Origin of the sequence: Thalassotalea algicola, from assembly GCF_012932965.1 — a bacterium.
Lineage (GTDB): Bacteria > Pseudomonadota > Gammaproteobacteria > Enterobacterales > Alteromonadaceae > Thalassotalea_F > Thalassotalea_F algicola.
The window spans coordinates 172,495-190,488 of record NZ_JABBXH010000004.1; the positions used below are offsets into that span (position 1 = coordinate 172,495).

The 17,994-nt window shown below is 38.2% G+C and carries 13 protein-coding genes and 1 tRNA gene; 5 read left to right on the forward strand and 9 right to left on the reverse strand.

Going from position 1 to position 17,994, the window contains the following annotated elements; genetic code table 11:
- Positions 1–52 precede the first annotated feature (52 nt).
- Positions 53–1,963, reverse strand: a complete 1,911-nt coding sequence (thrS, locus tag HII17_RS12790; RefSeq protein WP_169075774.1) for a threonine--tRNA ligase — start codon at positions 1,961–1,963, stop codon at positions 53–55.
- Positions 1,964–2,101: 138 nt separating this feature from the next.
- Here thrS and HII17_RS12795 point away from each other — a divergent pair, with 138 nt between their 5' ends.
- From HII17_RS12795 to HII17_RS12805, 3 genes are all read left to right on the forward strand, one after another.
- Complete coding sequence (locus tag HII17_RS12795) at positions 2,102–2,788, forward strand: START domain-containing protein (protein ID WP_169075775.1); 687 nt, start codon at positions 2,102–2,104, stop codon at positions 2,786–2,788.
- Between the two features lie 57 nt (positions 2,789–2,845).
- Entirely contained in the window at positions 2,846–3,715 is an 870-nt protein-coding gene (locus HII17_RS12800; RefSeq protein WP_169075776.1) for a fructosamine kinase family protein, read from the forward strand.
- Positions 3,716–3,813: 98 nt separating this feature from the next.
- Complete coding sequence (locus tag HII17_RS12805) at positions 3,814–4,020, forward strand: CPXCG motif-containing cysteine-rich protein (protein ID WP_169075777.1); 207 nt, start codon at positions 3,814–3,816, stop codon at positions 4,018–4,020.
- Here the strand turns inward: HII17_RS12805 and HII17_RS12810 are convergent.
- A complete protein-coding gene (locus tag HII17_RS12810; protein WP_169075778.1) occupies positions 4,017–4,640 on the reverse strand; it encodes a riboflavin synthase subunit alpha in 624 nt (207 codons plus the stop codon). The two genes, HII17_RS12805 and HII17_RS12810, sit on opposite strands and share 4 nt — an antisense overlap.
- A gap of 177 nt (positions 4,641–4,817) precedes the next feature.
- Between HII17_RS12810 and HII17_RS12815 the strand changes: the two genes are divergently transcribed.
- Positions 4,818–6,140: an MATE family efflux transporter gene (locus tag HII17_RS12815; protein ID WP_235938770.1), complete on the forward strand. Its 1,323-nt coding sequence runs from the start codon at positions 4,818–4,820 to the stop codon at positions 6,138–6,140.
- 53 nt (positions 6,141–6,193) lie between these two features.
- Here the strand turns inward: HII17_RS12815 and HII17_RS12820 are convergent, their stop codons facing one another.
- Positions 6,194–7,264 carry an OmpA family protein gene (locus HII17_RS12820; protein ID WP_169075780.1) on the reverse strand — a complete coding sequence of 357 codons (1,071 nt, stop codon included), beginning with the start codon at positions 7,262–7,264 and terminating at the stop codon, positions 6,194–6,196.
- Between the two features lie 221 nt (positions 7,265–7,485).
- Between HII17_RS12820 and HII17_RS12825 the strand changes: the two genes are divergently transcribed.
- Positions 7,486–7,562 (forward strand) — tRNA-Val (locus tag HII17_RS12825).
- 97 nt (positions 7,563–7,659) lie between these two features.
- Here HII17_RS12825 and cobA read toward each other — a convergent pair.
- From cobA to HII17_RS12855, 6 genes are all read right to left on the reverse strand, one after another.
- Entirely contained in the window at positions 7,660–8,550 is an 891-nt protein-coding gene (cobA, locus tag HII17_RS12830) for a uroporphyrinogen-III C-methyltransferase (RefSeq protein ID WP_169075781.1), read from the reverse strand.
- 8 nt (positions 8,551–8,558) lie between these two features.
- Positions 8,559–11,270: a nitrate reductase gene (locus tag HII17_RS12835; RefSeq protein WP_235938772.1), complete on the reverse strand. Its 2,712-nt coding sequence runs from the start codon at positions 11,268–11,270 to the stop codon at positions 8,559–8,561.
- Between the two features lie 15 nt (positions 11,271–11,285).
- Positions 11,286–11,630, reverse strand: coding sequence for a nitrite reductase small subunit NirD (gene nirD, locus HII17_RS12840; RefSeq protein ID WP_169075782.1), 345 nt, complete (start codon positions 11,628–11,630; stop codon positions 11,286–11,288).
- 1 nt (position 11,631) lies between these two features.
- Positions 11,632–14,220 (reverse strand): nitrite reductase large subunit NirB, encoded by a 2,589-nt coding sequence (nirB, locus tag HII17_RS12845; protein ID WP_169075783.1) that lies wholly within the window; start codon positions 14,218–14,220, stop codon positions 11,632–11,634.
- A 349-nt stretch (positions 14,221–14,569) separates the two neighbouring features.
- Positions 14,570–16,336 (reverse strand): bifunctional protein-serine/threonine kinase/phosphatase, encoded by a 1,767-nt coding sequence (locus HII17_RS12850; protein WP_169075784.1) that lies wholly within the window; start codon positions 16,334–16,336, stop codon positions 14,570–14,572.
- Entirely contained in the window at positions 16,326–17,795 is a 1,470-nt protein-coding gene (locus tag HII17_RS12855) for a NarK family nitrate/nitrite MFS transporter (RefSeq protein ID WP_169075785.1), read from the reverse strand. The genes HII17_RS12850 and HII17_RS12855 overlap by 11 nt, the downstream gene beginning before the upstream one ends.
- Positions 17,796–17,994: the final 199 nt, after the last annotated feature.

A 17,994-nucleotide genomic window follows, 5' to 3' on the forward strand; every position in this document is an offset into this window, starting at 1 on the left:
GAACTAAAAAATAATCAGGTATGTTTTCTCATACATACCTGCGTAAAAAGTATTAAGCCCGTGAATTAACTTCTTCAGTTAGCTTCTCAATGAAAGCATCCACCGACATTTTTCCTAAATCTTCACCACCACGTGTACGAATAGCAATTTCGCCATTCTCCATTTCTTTGTCACCAACGACTAAAAGATATGGAACTCGCTTTAAAGTGTGCTCGCGGATTTTAAAGCCTATCTTCTCATTTCTCAAGTCATGTTTTGCTCTAAAGCCATTTTCTTTTAGTTTTTTAACAACATTTTCACAATATTCACCTTGTTTGTCGGTGATATTCATCACTGTTGCTTGAATTGGCGATAACCATGTTGGGAACTTACCCGTATATTCTTCAATCAAAATTCCGATAAAACGTTCCAACGAACCTAGAATTGCGCGATGGATCATTACCGGTACATGACGTTCACCATCTTCACCAATATAAGAAGCATCTAATCGGCCAGGTAAAGCAAAATCTAGTTGTACTGTACCACATTGCCAATTACGTCCTAAGCAATCTAGTAAAGTAAATTCAATCTTCGGACCGTAGAATGCACCTTCACCTGGTAAGTATTCAAATGGAATATCTAAGCTTTTAAGTGCATTTGCTAAGCCTTCCTCAGCTTTGTCCCACACTTCGTCACTACCAATACGTTTTTCAGGGCGTGTAGATAGTTTTACTAAGATGTCTTCAAAACCAAATGTCTTGTATACATCGTATACCATTTCAATACATTTAGTTACTTCACTTTGCACTTGATCTTCAGTACAGAAAATGTGTGCATCGTCTTGAGTAAAACCACGAACGCGCATTAAACCGTGAAGCGCCCCTGAAGGCTCGTTACGGTGACAACAACCAAACTCAGCCATACGCAATGGTAAATCACGGTAAGACTTAAGACCTTGGTTAAAAATTTGTACATGACCCGGACAGTTCATCGGTTTAATAGCATATTCACGTTTTTCAGATTCTGTGGTGAACATGTTTTCTGCGTATTTGTCCCAGTGCCCTGATTTTTCCCAAAGTACACGGTCCATCATTAATGGGCCTTTTACTTCGTCATAATCATATTCATGTAACTTTTCACGTACGAATTTTTCTAGCTCAGTGTAAATTGTCCAGCCATCGTTATGCCAAAACACCATACCTGGCGCTTCAGATTGCCAATGGAATAAATCTAAGTTTTTACCAATTTTACGGTGATCACGCTTTTCAGCTTCAGCTAAACGTTGTAAATAAGCTTTAAGCTGCTTTTTATCAGCCCATGCTGTGCCGTATATGCGCTGTAGCATTTTGTTGTCTGAATCACCTCGCCAGTAGGCACCAGCAACATTCATTAGCTTAAAGTGTTGACAATGACGCATACTTGGCACATGAGGGCCACGACACATGTCAATGTACTCTTCATGATGATAAAGGCCTGGACGGTCTTCTTTATCTATATTTTCGTCTAGTATTTCAATTTTATAACTTTCGCCACGCGCTTCAAATGCATCGCGAGCTTCTTGCCAAGAAACTGTTTTCTTCACAACTTCATAATTAGTTTTAGCTAGCTCTAACATACGTTTTTCAAGCTTCGCTAGATCTTCGTCATTTAATGCTTCATCAAGATCAATATCGTAATAAAAACCATTGTCGATAGTAGGACCGATTGCCATTTTCACATTTGGCCATAATTGTTTAATCGCATGACCTAATAAATGCGCGCAAGAGTGACGTATAATTTCAAGCCCGTCGTCATCTTTATTGGTGATTAATTGCAATTGTGCGTCTTCAGTGATCAACTCACAAGCATCTACTCGTTCACCATTGACTCGGCCAGCAATGGTCGCTTTTGCTAAACCAGGACCGATATCTTTTGCAACATCCATTACAGATACTGCGTTGTCGAATGAACGTTGACTTCCGTCAGGGAGAGTAATTACAGGCATGAAATTTCCTTTAATACAGTGGTGACACCTACGTAATGCCACTTGTTCAATAAAACCCACATTTATACTTTTTAAGTGGATAAATGTGTTCTAATACAAATAAGCACGGAAGAATAGGTAAATTCAACAGATATTTCAATGGCTATCAATAGATTTTTAAAGGATTTGGGACAAATTCGAATAAAAAGCATTTTATTCTTATTAATTACCGTCAGTAGCATAGCAAACAGTGCACAATATGATTGGCAATTGGCTCGTTCAAGTGACACGATAAAAATATACAAAGCTCAAACTAAAGACAGTAATTTTGCTCATGTTAGGGCTGAATTGACGACCTACTCGTCCCTATCAGGCTTTTTACTATTTTTACAGGACTATAAAAATATACCTAACTGGTTAGATAACGCCAATAATGCGTTATTAATTCGCCAAATTACTCCTTCACGAAATTTATTTGTTACGCATTTTGACGGGATATGGCCAGTAAAACCACGTAACATGGTTATTGAAACAGAATATATTCAACAACCTAATTTAAGTATTGATATCTACGTTCAGGATGCCTCAGATAAAACAGAACAATTTCAAAACTCTATAAGAATTAAGGTACAACATGCTCATTGGCATATCGCCCCACAACAAGAGCAAGGTTTAATTAAGATTAACTATCAGTTTAACGTAGACCCTAAGGGCTCTGCACCAAGCTGGCTAGTTAATAAAATGACCATCTCTTCGGTATGGAACACCATGCAAAAAATAGAACAGTTGTTACCTAATTCTCCTTGGCAGAACTTTCACATTACCCACATCGAGGAACCTAAATAACCATGTTGCTAAAATAACCTATAATTAGGTTAATATTTCAACTAACGAAATCCCCCTATGTGGCAGACAATAGCGAATGCAATCAGCGAGGTTACTGGGCAAGAGTTTGTAATAAGAGATAAGCACGCCATAACTGGCGGTGATATCAACCTCGCCTATAAAATAACCAATGGTTCGCACAGCTATTTTGTTAAAATCAATCAAAAGCAAACGCTCGATAATTTTGAACAAGAGGCATACAGTTTAAAGCAACTGTCTAATTTGATTGATATTAAATGTCCACTTCCACTCGTTAGTGGTACATCTATTGATAAAAGCTTTTTAGTGATCGAGTATCTTAATTTCAATAATGGAACACCACAACATTGGTTTCAATTTGGACAACAGTTGGCGCAAATGCACCAAAAAGTCACCCACGGTGAGTATGGTTGGCAAGAAGATAATTACATAGGTCAAAACCTGCAACCAAATCCATGGCAAAAAAATTGGAGTATGTTTTTTGCTGAGCAGCGTATAGGTTGGCAGTTACAGCTACTTGAAGAAAAATCAATAAAACTCGGCAATATCAATCACATCTGCCAACACTGTCATGATTTATTAGTTTCTCACCACCCTCGCCCTAGCTTGTTACATGGCGATTTATGGCAAGGTAATGTGAGTTTTTCCAATAATACAGGAGTAATTTTCGACCCAGCTTGTTATTACGGTGATCGGGAGACAGATATAGCAATGACGGAATTGTTTGGTCAATTTCCTAGTGATTTTTATCAAGGTTATCAAACCACATTCCCGTTACAAAAAAACTATGAACAAAGAAAACCTTTGTATAATTTTTATCATGTACTTAACCATGCAAACATGTTTGGTGGTGTTTATATAGATCAAGCAAAAGCGAGTTTGCATAGAATTTTGTCTACGGTGCATTAATAAAAACGTTAAATCAACCACTTACACAAAGCTCGCGTTACGACAATTTTTAGCCATACTTAAGTGTAAATATAGTAGCTTTATTCGAGAGGAAACTTATGCTCGAATCACTTGAAGAAAAACGCATTGAGTGTCCACATTGCGGACATCATCTACATATAGTTTTAGACCCAACAGCGGGCGATCAAAATTACTATGATGAGTGCCCAGCTTGTTGTTGCGACATTCATTTAGACATGCACATAGATGAAGTCCGGCAAAAAATAGATTTACAAGTAGACGCTGACGACGAACAAGTCTTTTAATTCAGAGTTAACTTCATACGCTCTAACGTATTAACAATGGTGATAGTTTGCTGGTCAAACTCAATATTAACGACACTTTCTTTACCAATTTCGCCTATATTAGTTCTCGCTAAAGTTTCAGGTATGAGATGAACACTAAATTGGTTAGCTTTTACCTGACCTACGGTAAGGCTAACTCCATTAATAGTGATAAAGCCTTTTTCAAAAATATACTTACCTTCTCCACTAATCAGTTCAAAAGTTATTGCACAATTATCTTCATTATGTGTAACTTCATTCACACAAGCTTTAGCGTGAATATGTCCAGAAACTTGATGACCACCTATTTCATCACCTACTTTTAATGAACGTTCAAAATTAACGTAATCATTTGTATTTATAGAGGAAAGATTGGTTACGCGTAACGTTTCATCGATAATATCAAAGTAAATAAGTTGATTTTTCATATCACTTACCACTTGTTTAACAACAGTTAAACAAACACCGTTAATAGCTATACTCACCCCTAGTTCTATCGCCTGCGCATATTGATTTTGTACCTCTATAATCAACCGACATATGCCATTCGTTGTCTGCACATGATTAACTTTTGCTTTGCATTGGACTATACCAGTGAACATTTATATTCTTACTCCTAATCGTGCATATAAAACTTACCCACAACAGCATGAAGAAAGGTGTTGCTTGTCGCCAGTAAACCTATATGATCCGAATCTTATTACTTGTCGTCATCATAACAAAGATACATTTGTAATTTCATGCAATTAACTCAGTTTATTTCTCAAAGCAAAAGCTTAATGAAGCTTGCTTATCCAATATTGATCGCGCAGCTTATTCAAAATTTAATGGGCTTTGCTGATACTGTGATGGCCGGTCGAGTAAGCGCTACCGATATGGCGGCGGTCGCAGTGGCGAGTAGTGTTTGGTTACCTGCAATTTTAACCATCTCAGGTATTATGATGGCATTGGCTGCCATCGTTTCTCAATATTCTGGTGCTAAACAGTATGACAAAGTAGCTAGTGCAACCTATCAAACAGCATGGATAGGCTTATCACTAGGTATTATCCTTATATTACTCAACGCTTTTATATCACCTACCGTAAGTGCGTCAGTAACGTTAGAACCACAGCTAAAGTCACTAATGTTTAGCTACTTGGATTATATCGTATGGGGTGGTCCTGCATTTTGCTTGTATTTTGTATTGAGGAATTACTCAGAAGGACTCTCCCATACAAGACCAACAATGATCATTAGCGTTATTGGCCTGCTGATTAATATTCCGGCTAACTATATTTTTATTTACGGTGAATTTGGAATGCCTGCCTTAGGTGGAGCTGGATGTGGTTTAGCAACAGCAATCGTATACTGGGGCATGTTCCTTAGCATGTTAATCTATACCTATGTATCAAAACACCTAAAGGTTGCACATTTATTTGAGAAGTTTTATTGGCCTAATTGGCAGGAAATGAAGGGCATATTGTTGCTTGGTGTTCCTATCGCCTTTTCCTTGTTATTTGAAGTCAGTCTCTTTGCAGTTGTAGCTATTATTTTAGTACCTTTCGGTGCAGAAATAGTTGCAAGTCATCAAATCGTACTCAACTTTTCCGGACTCATTTTTATGATCCCGCTGAGCCTTGCTATGGCGGTAACTATAAAAGTTGGATTCGCAGTAGGTAACAAGGAATATCAAGAAGCAAAAAATATATGCTTTTATTCTATCATGCTAGGCTTAGTTATTGCCGTCGCGACTGCTGTAATTACACTCACGTTCAAATCTGATATTGCAGCAATTTATACCAATGAAATAGAAGTAATAGAACTTGCAGCAAGTTTAATGTTTTTAGCAGCACTATTTCAGTTTTCTGATGCGATACAAGTTATTTCAGCAGGTGCGCTAAGGGGATACAAAGATACAACATCAATTCTTGTCATCACCTTTTTCTCTTATTGGGTGATAGGCCTTTCCATAGGCTTAGTATTAGGCTTAACAAACTGGATAATTGAACCTATTGGCCCGTATGGATTTTGGATAGGGTTTATTTCTGGATTAACAACTGCAGCGATATTATTAGCCATTAGATTGAACGTTATACAAAAAAGAGTGGAAAGCCATCATTAGCTTACCACTCTTTCGATATTTACTGAGATTATCAGTATAGCGACTAAATACAGCTACTTTTTAACTGCGACTTTATTTACTACCTGCATTGTCGCCATAATTCGACGGTTTTGAGCATGCGCAATTTCACTAGTTTCTTGGTTAATTAGTCGCTCTTCACCATAACCAACAGCATTTAAGCGTGCACTATCAATACCAAAATCGTTAACCAACTTGTCAACTACTGCTTGTGAGCGCTCTAATGATAACTGCTGATTATACGCTTTAGAACCTAATGCTGACGTATGACCTTCAATAGTTAAGTTAATAGCAGGATATGACGTTAAAAAGCTCACTACTTTTTCTAGCTGTGGCAAATAATCGTTGTGAATTTTTGAGCTCGCATTATCAAAATTAATTACCAGCTCCATCGTCTTCACTTTTTCACTAAACAATGTACAGCCATGAATATCAACTAAATGAGTTAACGGGGTATCAGCACAGTTGTCTTTGTCATCTAAAACGCCATCCTTATCTTGATCCAAGTCTTTTTCAACCTTTTCTACTACAGACTGCGGCGTTGTAGTTTTAATTGGCGCTGGTTTATTTTCACCAAAGAAATACATAACACCGATAGAGGAGGAAAAATCTTTGAAATGATCTTCGATTTGGTAGTTACCTTTTGCTTCAACATAGGCTGCAAAGCGATTTGAGAAATAGTAACGGTAGCCTAGCCCTACATTAGCTGACAATTCTGCTTCTCGCAGGTCAATTCGGTTAAAACCACCAAGCAAGTATAAGTTTTTTTTATCTGGGAAATATAATAAGTCTAATGCTGTAGCGGAACCGTCTTGTTCGCCATAGTTTTTATGTGTATCAATACTCAAATCTGTATATTTGATTCTTAATTCATTAGATTCAGAAAATCTGTACCCTAACTCTCCACCAAAACCATCTCCATCATCTAAACTAGAAGCACCTATATCCTCATACTTCACACGATCACTATCGGCCTCAAACAATGAGTAGTGAATACCACCATAAGTTTGCCCAACCAAAACTGAAGCCTCTGGTTGTTCGGCAGCATATGATGAAACCCCTAGAGTAACGGCGATTAATGCCAACGAGACTTTATTAAATTTCATTAGAATTCCCTTATTTTATTATTGGCTCTATTATAGCATTGCTCGTTACATTTTTTTTACAAAATATTGCCTGCTTTATATTAAATTTTTGAGTATTTCATGATGATTTGATTGGATTTTAATCGAACAAACCTAAATCAGATGATTTTTCGCTAAAACTACTTGCAACTATAAAACAGCATCGCTAACATAGCGCACCGTTGTTGATTAACAACATTTATACGTCCGTAGCTCAGTTGGTTAGAGCGCGTCCTTGACATGGACGAGGTCGGTGATTCGAATTCACTCGGACGTACCACATTCTAAAAAGCCGCACTTAGTGCGGCTTTTTTCGTTTTACGTATTAAATATACCTGATTTTGAAAGCTCTTCAGTACTTACCTATTCTATAATGCCTAATTTGATTTGTACGTTAAATTAGCACCTAATAGGTCCTGTTTAGTAGTCAATGTTAAGTCTACTAATACTCGCATATCGACTACTTCACCTACTATTATCAATGCTGGGCCCTTGAAATTTTTCAAATCTTGGCCTGCATTAATTGTCGCTAACGTTTTGCGACATAACTGTTGCTGTTCACTTGTGCCTTGGTCAATTACAGCTATAGGAGTAGTTTCATTCATACCAAATTTTATAAGCTGACTGGCGATCGTATCGACTCTACTTAAGCCCATATAAAATACAAGTGTACCTTTGTCACTCGCTAGATGTTGCCAATCACATTGGCTATCTTCATTTTTTAGATGTGCCGTTACAAACTTAACAGACTGAGAGCAATCTCTATGAGTTAAGGGGATGCCAGTATACGCTGCACAACCACTAGCAGCAGTCACACCAGGCACTATCTGAAATGGTATATTGTTATGAGCTAAGATACCGGTTTCTTCTGGAAGGCGAGCAAATATACTGGGATCGCCTCCTTTTAGCCTAACCACAGTTTTGTTTTCTCGTGCTTTTTTCAATAGTAGTTTGTTAATGTCGGCCTGCTTCATTGAATGTTGACCGCATTTTTTACCAACAAAAATACGCTCAATATGCCCAGGAATAAGTTGATTGATTTCCGGATTTACTAACCAATCGATTAACACAACATCCGCTTGCTTTAGCGCGTTAACAGCCTTAACAGTTAGCAGTTCGGAATCTCCTGCACCTGCGCCAACAAAAATAACCTGACCTTGTTGCTGACCTTTCCCTTTTGTTTTTGTTGGCAATTTGCTTTGCCATCTAAAAGACTGTGATAAAGGCTTTTTAAATTGAAGAAAAGGTAGTTTAAGTACAGAAAACATTATTCACCCTACCCGTTAACAACTTCGACAATAGGAATTATATCGTTAGCTTCAGCATCGAAGCTATTGATAATAGACTGTAATTCCGGCTTACACGAACCACAATTAGTACCGCACTTTAATTGCTCACCCAGTTCTGTAACACTGCTGCAACCTTGCTCTATGGCTTGTTCTATTTGATACTCAGAAACATTAAAACAACTACAAACCTTCCGGCTAGTTTGCTCTCTTGATGGAGCAGCACCACTTAGTAGCAGTTGAATGTCAGCAAAACTTACCGTTTCTTTAGAAAAGTATTCACTTATCCATAATGGCTCGCTAAATCGTTCAGCTGAAAGATAAATTGCACACACTAATTTATTATTGACTAAACAAATAAGCTGCTTGGTGTTGCCGTTTTCAAAACTCAACCATTCACCATTTAGACCAAACAAAGCTGTCCATTGACTAACCGTTTTTTCCTCAGCATGTGCCATTTGATAATGCCAACCAAAAGTTGTTTTTGTTTTTAGCCAATAATCAGCGTTAACAGCAAATTCATCACTAACAAAAATATCACCGTACTGAGCTAAGCTTAATTTCTCTACTGATATACCCGTATATTTTGCTTCAGGCTGGCCACTAATCGGATCTACGTTACTTTGATAAAGCGCGCTAATGGTAGCATTACTCGCAAACTTTTTATTCCAGTGTATAGGCATAAAACATTGGCCGGAAGTTTGTTCGTCGGTAATGTTAGCAGGTGCAATTATCTCTCCCACTTTAGAACGAACCGTCACTATATCACCGTTTTCAATGTTAGCTTTCTTGGCATCTAATGGGTTAATGGATAAAAATGGCTTTGCTAAATGTTGCGTTAATTTAGCTGCCTTTCCCGTTCTAGTCATGGTGTGCCATTGATCACGATAGCGACCGCTGTTTAAGCTTAAAGGGTATGTATCGTTAATTTGCTGTTCAGGTAACTTTGGTGTCACCGCAATGAAACTAGCTTTAGCGGAAGATGTGGCATATTCACCATTTGCAAATAATTGCTTACAACCTAATGGATATTTTTCATTTATAGGCCACTGCACTGGTTGCATTAAGTCGTATTGATTTTCAGTTAAAGCTGATAAACCTGAAATATCAAAGATACGTGAATTATCACCTTCATTTTTATAACCAGATAAAGAAGCAAACTCAGTGAACACTTGTTGAGGATGATTATAATCAAATCCTTTATAGCCCATCGCTTGCGCTACTAAACTAATAATTTCCCAATCATGCTTTGCTTGCCCTGCTGGCATTAAGCTATTTCGTTGACGAGAAATACGACGCTCAGAATTTGTTACCGTACCATTTTTTTCGATCCAAGGAGTTGCTGGCAATTTGACGTCAGCAAATTCAAGCGTATCGTTACTACTAACACAATCTGAAACTACAACAAATTCACACTGCTCCATTGCTTGTATTATTTTTGCATTATCAGGCAAGCTTACTAGTGGGTTCGTTGCCATGATCCAAATCGCTTTTATTTTGCCGGAATGTATTTGATCAAATAAATCAACCGCCTTCGCTCCTTGTTTTTCTGCGATACAAGGAGATTGCCAAAACGTTTGAACTAAATCACGATGTTGTTCATTTTCAATTTCCATATGAGCTGCTAATTGATTAGCTAGGCCACCAACTTCTCTGCCACCCATAGCGTTAGGTTGGCCAGTAATAGAAAAAGGCCCACAACCCTCTTTCCCGATTTTTCCAGTCGCTAAGTGCACATTGATAATCGATTGACATTTATCTACACCGGAAGTCGATTGGTTTATGCCCATTGAATACATAGTGACAACTTTATCACTGGCTAAAAAGCATTGATAAAACTGTATTAAGATCTTTGTTTCAATGGCACAAAAATTACTGACTTTATCTAACGTCCATGCAGAACACTCTGACATACAATTAGTAAATCCTTCTGTGGATTGACGAATATATTCATTGTCTAATCCATCATGTTCTAATAGGTAATTTAATAAGCCATTGAATAATGCAGTATCTGTTCCCGGTTTAATGGGCAAGTGAAGATCAGCGGTAGCTGCTGTCGCTGACACCCGAGGATCAACTACAACGACCTTAAAGTTAGGATTTATCTGTTTTGCTCGTTCAATACGTTGAAATAAAACAGGGTGTGTCCAAGCGGCATTTGAGCCAGTCAGCACTAATAAATCTGTGTTTTCTAAATCAGTATAGCTACATGGCACAATGTCTTCGCCAAATGCTCTTTTATAAGCAGAAACCGCTGAAGACATACAAAGACGTGAGTTTGTATCAATATTACCGCTACCGATAAAGCCCTTCATTAATTTATTGGCGACATAGTAGTCTTCTGTCAACATTTGACCCGATACATAAAATGCTACTGCATCAGGGCCATGCTCATTAATGATGCCTTTAAATTTTGTTGCAACAGTATCAATGGCATCCTGCCAGCATACTTCATTGTCGTTAACTAGCGGTACAAGAAGTCGATCGGTTAGGTCAATTGTCTCTAATAAATGCGTACCTTTTACACACAAACGTCCAAAATTAGCAGGATGTTCAGGTGTGCCTTTTAAGGTAGATGCCTTACCTTGTGATAAGGTAATGTCAACACCACAACCCACACCACAATAGGCACAAGTTGACTGAACGATCCCCTGATCTTTTACGCTTGACTGTCGATTGATTAACTGACTTTGCATGGTCATACGGCGAATCACTTCTTATAGTAAAATTTGTACTTCTTGTTCTGCTATACGAGCTTGATAAGCAGTAATAGCCGCTTCTTCTTGAATACATAGCCCTGTTTTAAGTGAAAATTGCTGCTTGTAAAGCGGAGACGCTACAATCGGTTCACCTTGAGTACTGCCAGTAATACCTCGATAAAGCACGTTGGCTTTACCTATTGGATCAAAGTTGTCTACAGCAAATACTTTTTCAGGCTGCTGAGGTAAGCTAAATATTGCTATTTGCTTCTCATCATCTTTTTCAAGTAAGGCGCATATACCAGAATTTTCGACTAAATCATTTACACTACAAACTGTGTACCATTGTTTTGAATCACTCATCTTACTCTTCCTCTAGTGCTACAGCTTTTGAAACATGGGTAACATCAATGATGTTAATTTTTTCTTCTTCTCGTGCAGGTCTTATTTGCTCACGTTCAGTAACAAATTGAATATTGCTATCGGTTTTATCGGAGTTAACAAACTGACGGAAACGTTTCAGTGCCTCAGGGTTTTCAAGCGTAGTTTTCCATTCACATTGATACTTCCCTATAACATTTGCCATTTGTGCTTCAAGTTCATCGCAAACACCTAAATGGTCATCAATGACGACTTTCTGTAAATACGCTAAACCACCTTCCATGTTATCCATCCACACTGATGTACGCTGCAAGCGATCACCTGTTTGAATGTAGAAAGCGAAAATGCGATCAATGTATTTAATCAATGTTTCATCGTCTAAGTCAGTGGCAAATAAGTCGCCATGGCGAGGCTTCATGCCGCCGTTACCACACACGTATAGGTTCCAACCTTTATCGGTTGCTATAACACCAAAATCTTTACTTTGTGCTTCAGCACATTCGCGTGTACAACCTGAAACCGCGAACTTTATTTTATGTGGCGCTCGAATACCCTTGTAACGATCTTCTATTTGAATAGCCATGCCTACACTGTCTTGCACACCATAACGACACCATGTGCTACCAACACATGATTTTACCGTACGAACGGCTTTACCGTAGGCATGACCTGTTTCAAGGCCTGCATTGATTAGCTCAGCCCAAATGTCAGGCAATTGGTCAACACGGGCACCGAATAAATCAATGCGCTGGCCACCTGTAATTTTGGTATATAGATTATATTTTTTAGCGACCTCACCAATGACGATAAGCTTTTCTGGCGTAATTTCACCGCCTGGTATACGTGGCACAATTGAGTAAGTACCATCTTTTTGCATATTGGCTAAAAAGTTATCATTGGTGTCTTGAAGTGGTACTTGTGCTTTATCAAGAATGTAGTCGTTCCAAACAGAAGCTAAAATAGAACCCACGGTAGGCTTACATATTTCGCAGCCTGAGCCTGTACCATGTTTGTCAACAAGCTGTTCGAAACTTGAGATTTTTTCGACCTTAACAATGTCGAATAATTCCTGGCGTGAATAAGCAAAATGTTCACAAATATCTTTCTTAACTTCTACACCACGGTTCTCAAGTTCTTTATCCACTACATTCTTAAGTAATGCTGAACAACCGCCACAGCCTGTGCTTGCTTTAGTACAAGACTTGATATCACCTACAGATGTTGCGCCTAGATCAATTGCTTCAATTATGTCGCCTTTCGTTACATTTAAACATGAACATATAGTAGCGGTATCTGGCAGCGCATCTGCACCTAATGTTGGCTTATCGCCTGCCATAGGTAATATTAACGCTTCTGGAGCTTCTGGTAGTTCAATGGCATTTAACATGTATTGGAGAAGGCTATCATATTCGCTAGTATCTCCAACAAGCACTGCGCCAAGCATGAGTTTCTTATCGGCTGAAACGACTATTTTCTTGTAAACACCTTCTGGTTGGTTTTCATAAGTGTAAGAAAGCGAGCCTTCTGTTTTACCATGAGCATCGCCAATAGAACCAACATCCACACCCATTAGTTTTAATTTGGTACTCATATCTGCACCGTTAAAACTAGCTTGTTCATCTGTTGCTAATATTTGATTTGCCGCAACTTTAGCCATGGTATAGCCTGGCGCCACTAAGCCATAGATGAAATTTTTATATAAAGCACATTCGCCTATGGCATAAATTTCGTTGTCTGATGTTTGGCACTGACTGTTTACAACAATACCGCCACGCTCTCCTACTTCGAGGCCATTTTCTCGACCTAGATTATCGTATGGACGAATACCAGCAGAGAACAGTACCATATCAGTTTCTAATTCGGTTCCATCACTGAATACTAATTTGTAACGGCACACTTCACCTTGTTCGATAACCTTAGTTGCTTTAGATGTGTGAACTTTCACACCTAATTCTTCAATCTTGTCTTTTAATAGTCGGCCACCGCCGGCATCAACCTGTACCGCCATTAATTGTGGTGCAAATTCAACAACATGCGTTTGCAATCCTAATTGTTTCAATGCATTAGCAGCTTCTAGTCCTAGTAAACCACCACCAATAACAACGCCAACTTTTGAACTTTCAGCAGTACGTTGAATCGCTTCTAAATCTTCAATCGTACGGTAAACTAAACAATGAGGTTGGTCGCCACCAGGAATTGGCGGTACAAATGGATATGAACCTGTAGCTAGAACGAGTTTGTCATAACTAAAGGTTTCGCCAGTTTCTGTTATTACTAGCTTATTAACACGATCAATTTTCGACACTTTGGCGTTAGTTCTAAAATCAACCTGCCAATCTGAATAAGTAGCTTCATCAGTTAAAGCTAAATCTTGAGCTGTTTTTCCACCAAAAAATTCAGACAAGTGCACGCGGTCATAAGCTAATCTATTCTCAGCCGAAAGCACCGTAATTTCCGCTGCTGTTGCTGATTCGCGTAAATTTGCTACTTGTTCAACAAAATGATGGCCAACCATGCCATTTCCAACTACTACAATTTTTTGTGCAGTGTTTAATTGATTACTCGCACTCATGTTTTGATCCTGCTTCACTAGTTATATTCAGTTGTTTTCTAGTCGTTATATGCGTTAAACATAAAAACCACTCTTTAGTAGTGGTTAAATTGCAACAGTAATGCCACATTTTTATTTCTACAAAAACAACAGGTTAACTAAAAGAGTGTTTTTCAATTAAAGCTTTTGCACTAGATTGACATTAACAACGCACAACTAAAGTGCGCTGGCAGAAGCTATGCCAAATTGGAGATGCACCAATAACTAGATTAAAAAGGAATCGGCTTAATCGAAAACCGCTTTTGGTGAAGTATTCTAAAAAGTGAATTTATAAGTAAAATGTCAGGTCAATGAAGCTAAAGAATGCTGATTAATTGGCCAGCGCAACAAGGAACAAAATAAAGAATATAAAAGACATCCCCTGCCAAAACAGCACAGGATCTCGTTGTAAAATTGGTAGGCTTTTATACTCTTCAACAGCACTTACGTTTGGTTTGCAAATATCAGCTTCAAATTCAGAATAAGCTTGATACCTAGCTCTTGGATTTGGTTCTGTTGCTTTCTTTAAAGCAAAATCTAACCATAAAGGAATATCGTCTCTGTACTGCTTTATTGGCCTGTATAACCAGTTTTCATAATCAGCACTAAGTGCTTCATTACGGGTCATTGGCTTAAACGGTAACTCGCCGGTAAGTAATTGATAAGCAATAACTCCTAAAGAAAATAGATCACTATGATGATCGGCCTTCATAGAAATAAGCGTTTCAGGGGCAATATAGTTAAGTGAGCCTTGAGGGATCTCTTCATCAATACTGTCGGCATTTTCTTCTAAAGAAGCGATTAGCGCTGTGCCATAGTCAATGAGAGTTATTTTTCCAAACTCATCAATCATAATATTTTCAGGCTTAAGATCTCGATGAACCACATCTAACCGTTGAAAAACACGAAGCGCCGTTATGATTTGCTTTATAATATCTCGAATCTGAGAAATAGACGGCTTCGGGTTATCAAATACCCACTCGCTAAGCGTTTGACCTGGTATATATTCACAGAAATGATACAAGTACTGACTATTTTCAATACCGCGTTTAATTTTCATAATATTTTTATGATTTACGCGTTCTCCTAACCAAGCTTCACGCATAAATCCCTGAAGATATATAACATCTTCAGAAAAATTTAACGAAGGTACTTTTAGTACTAATGGCGTCTCTTCCTCTTTATGCTGAACTAAATATAAATGAGAGCGGGTACTCTCATGAATCTTCTTTAAAACTTCGTAGCCATCTAACTTCATACCTACATCTAAAGCTGGTAGCACGCGCTTGTTTAATAAATCTCTTTCTAATTCAGAAAACTGTCTTACAGGAAGCGACTCTACCGCGACAAGCAAACAACTAACATTATCATCACTACCGTTATTTAACGCTGTTTCAACTAAGTTTTTACTTAGCGCCTCTAGTCTATTATTGCTTGGTTTGTCACCAATTTCCGCTAAGGCCTGACAAATATCTTGTTCTGATAAAAAGTCATGAAAGCCATCACAACTTAATAAATAGATATCCCCTACTTTTAAGGCTATTTGATGGGCATCCACCTTCAATCGATAATCTGCACCAAGCGCCCTTGTTAACACAAGGTGTTGTCCACCGTGTTTACGATTGTGGTCTCTTGTTAACGCGGAATATTGCCCATTTCTAAATTGGCTTATCCTAGAATCACCAACATGAAAAATGTAACCAGTAGTTGATTTGATAATTAAACTAGAAAGTGTCGTTAACCATTGCTGGTTATTGCTATGAAATGCTTCTGATTTGGAAAACATCCATTCATTTAAACTAGTCATTACTTTCGCAGCTGATTTTTGTGTTGACCAAGTTTCGGGAGTTGAATAGTAGTCTTGAATAAATTGAGTTACTGCGAGCTGCGCTGCTTCTTTAGCTTTGTTCGCACTAGAAACACCATCAGCAAGTGTCGCAACAAAACCTTTAGCATTTAATTCATAATTATCAGGTGAAAAAGCAGAAAACGCATCTTGGTTTTCTGCTTTTTCACCTGCACAACTATAACCACCAAAGCGCACTACCAAATTAGGTAGTGGCTTTGATTGATTTACATCATTTTCATTAAGTGACATGAATTAACTCAATTGAACCATCTTCTTTTACTTCCGTGATGGTGCCTTTAGGCTCTTCCATAAACAGCAAAGCTACAAAACCTAACACTGCAGTACCTGCAATAACTAAAAAGAAGGTTTGGTAACTCACCATAGAGAGTACTGTTAAATACACTACTGCACCTACATTACCATAAGCACCTGTCATACCTGCAATTTGGCCAGTTAGACGTCGTTTAATTAGCGGTACCGCAGCAAATACCGCACCTTCGCCTGCTTGCACAAAGAAAGAGCAAGCCATAGCTGCGACAACCGCTAACGCCAGAGGCCAAGCACTATCGATTGATGCCATTACAAAATAACCTGCAGCCAAGCCCGCGGTTAAAATAAGCAATGTTTTCTTACGGCCAAACTTATCACTTAACCACCCTCCACCAGGACGTGACATTAAATTCATAAAAGCATATAACGAAGCTAACAAGCCTGCGTATACCATATCTAATGCAAAAACTTCTGAAAAGAACAATGGCAACATAGAAACAACCGCCAATTCTGAACCAAACGTTGCAAAATAAAGTACGTTTAGTACAGCAACTTGTTTGAATTTGTACTGATGAACTTCATCAACAGGTTGCTTAAATAAGTGGCCATTTACTTTATAAGTTTGTTTAACTTCAACAATATATAGTGCTACCAATGCCACATAAACAATTAGAGCAAAAGTTTCAGATAAAAGGCTTACACCATTTGGTGACAACTTCCAGGTAAGTAAGGCAAGTGCACCATACATTGGCAACTTCATAATTAGCAAAAAGTAAAAGTCACTCACACTAGTGACTTCCATTGCACTAGTTTGCTTTGGTTTAAAATATGTAGAGCCTTTAGGCGTATCTGTCACATTAAAATACCAAACAAAACTAAACGCTAAACTCATTAAACCAGTAATTCCTACCGCGTAACGCCAGCCATCTTCACCACCAAACAATAAAGCTAACGTCGGTAATAACATAGCACCTGCCGCTGAACCAAAGTTACCCCAACCGCCGTAAATACCTTCAGCCGTACCTAATTGGTTAGCCGGAAACCATTCACTAACCATGCGAATGCCAATAACAAAACCTGCACCAATAAAGCCCAATAGAAACCTTGCTATAGCTGCTTGTTCAAAGGTGTCAGCTAATGCGAACATAAAACATGGGATACTACAAAACGCTAATAGAGCTGCGTAAGTAATACGAGGACCGTATTTATCGGTAAGCATACCTATGACTATCCGAGCTGGGATAGTGAGTGCTACGTTTAAAATAAGGAGTGTTTTTATTTCACTGCCACTAAGCCCTAAACTATCACCGATTACTGACAATAATGGTGCATGGTTAAACCAAACGAAAAACGTAATAAAAAACGCCATCCAACTTAGGTGCAAAACTTTCATTTTGCCGGTAAATGACATGATTTTAATGCCGACATCCGAGCTCATAGTAATTTCCTTTGCCTTAAAATAGATAAACTACCTTTTACAAAGCAAAGCTAATACCAGTGTAACAATCTACTTTATTACTTTATTTTACAACAGGTTAAAACCAAGCGTCTTTATTAGTAACTGTGGAGCTGCACTAGAAGTGGAGTATTTGCACTAGCAAAGTGCAAATTTAAAGGTGAATTTATAACAATTTAGA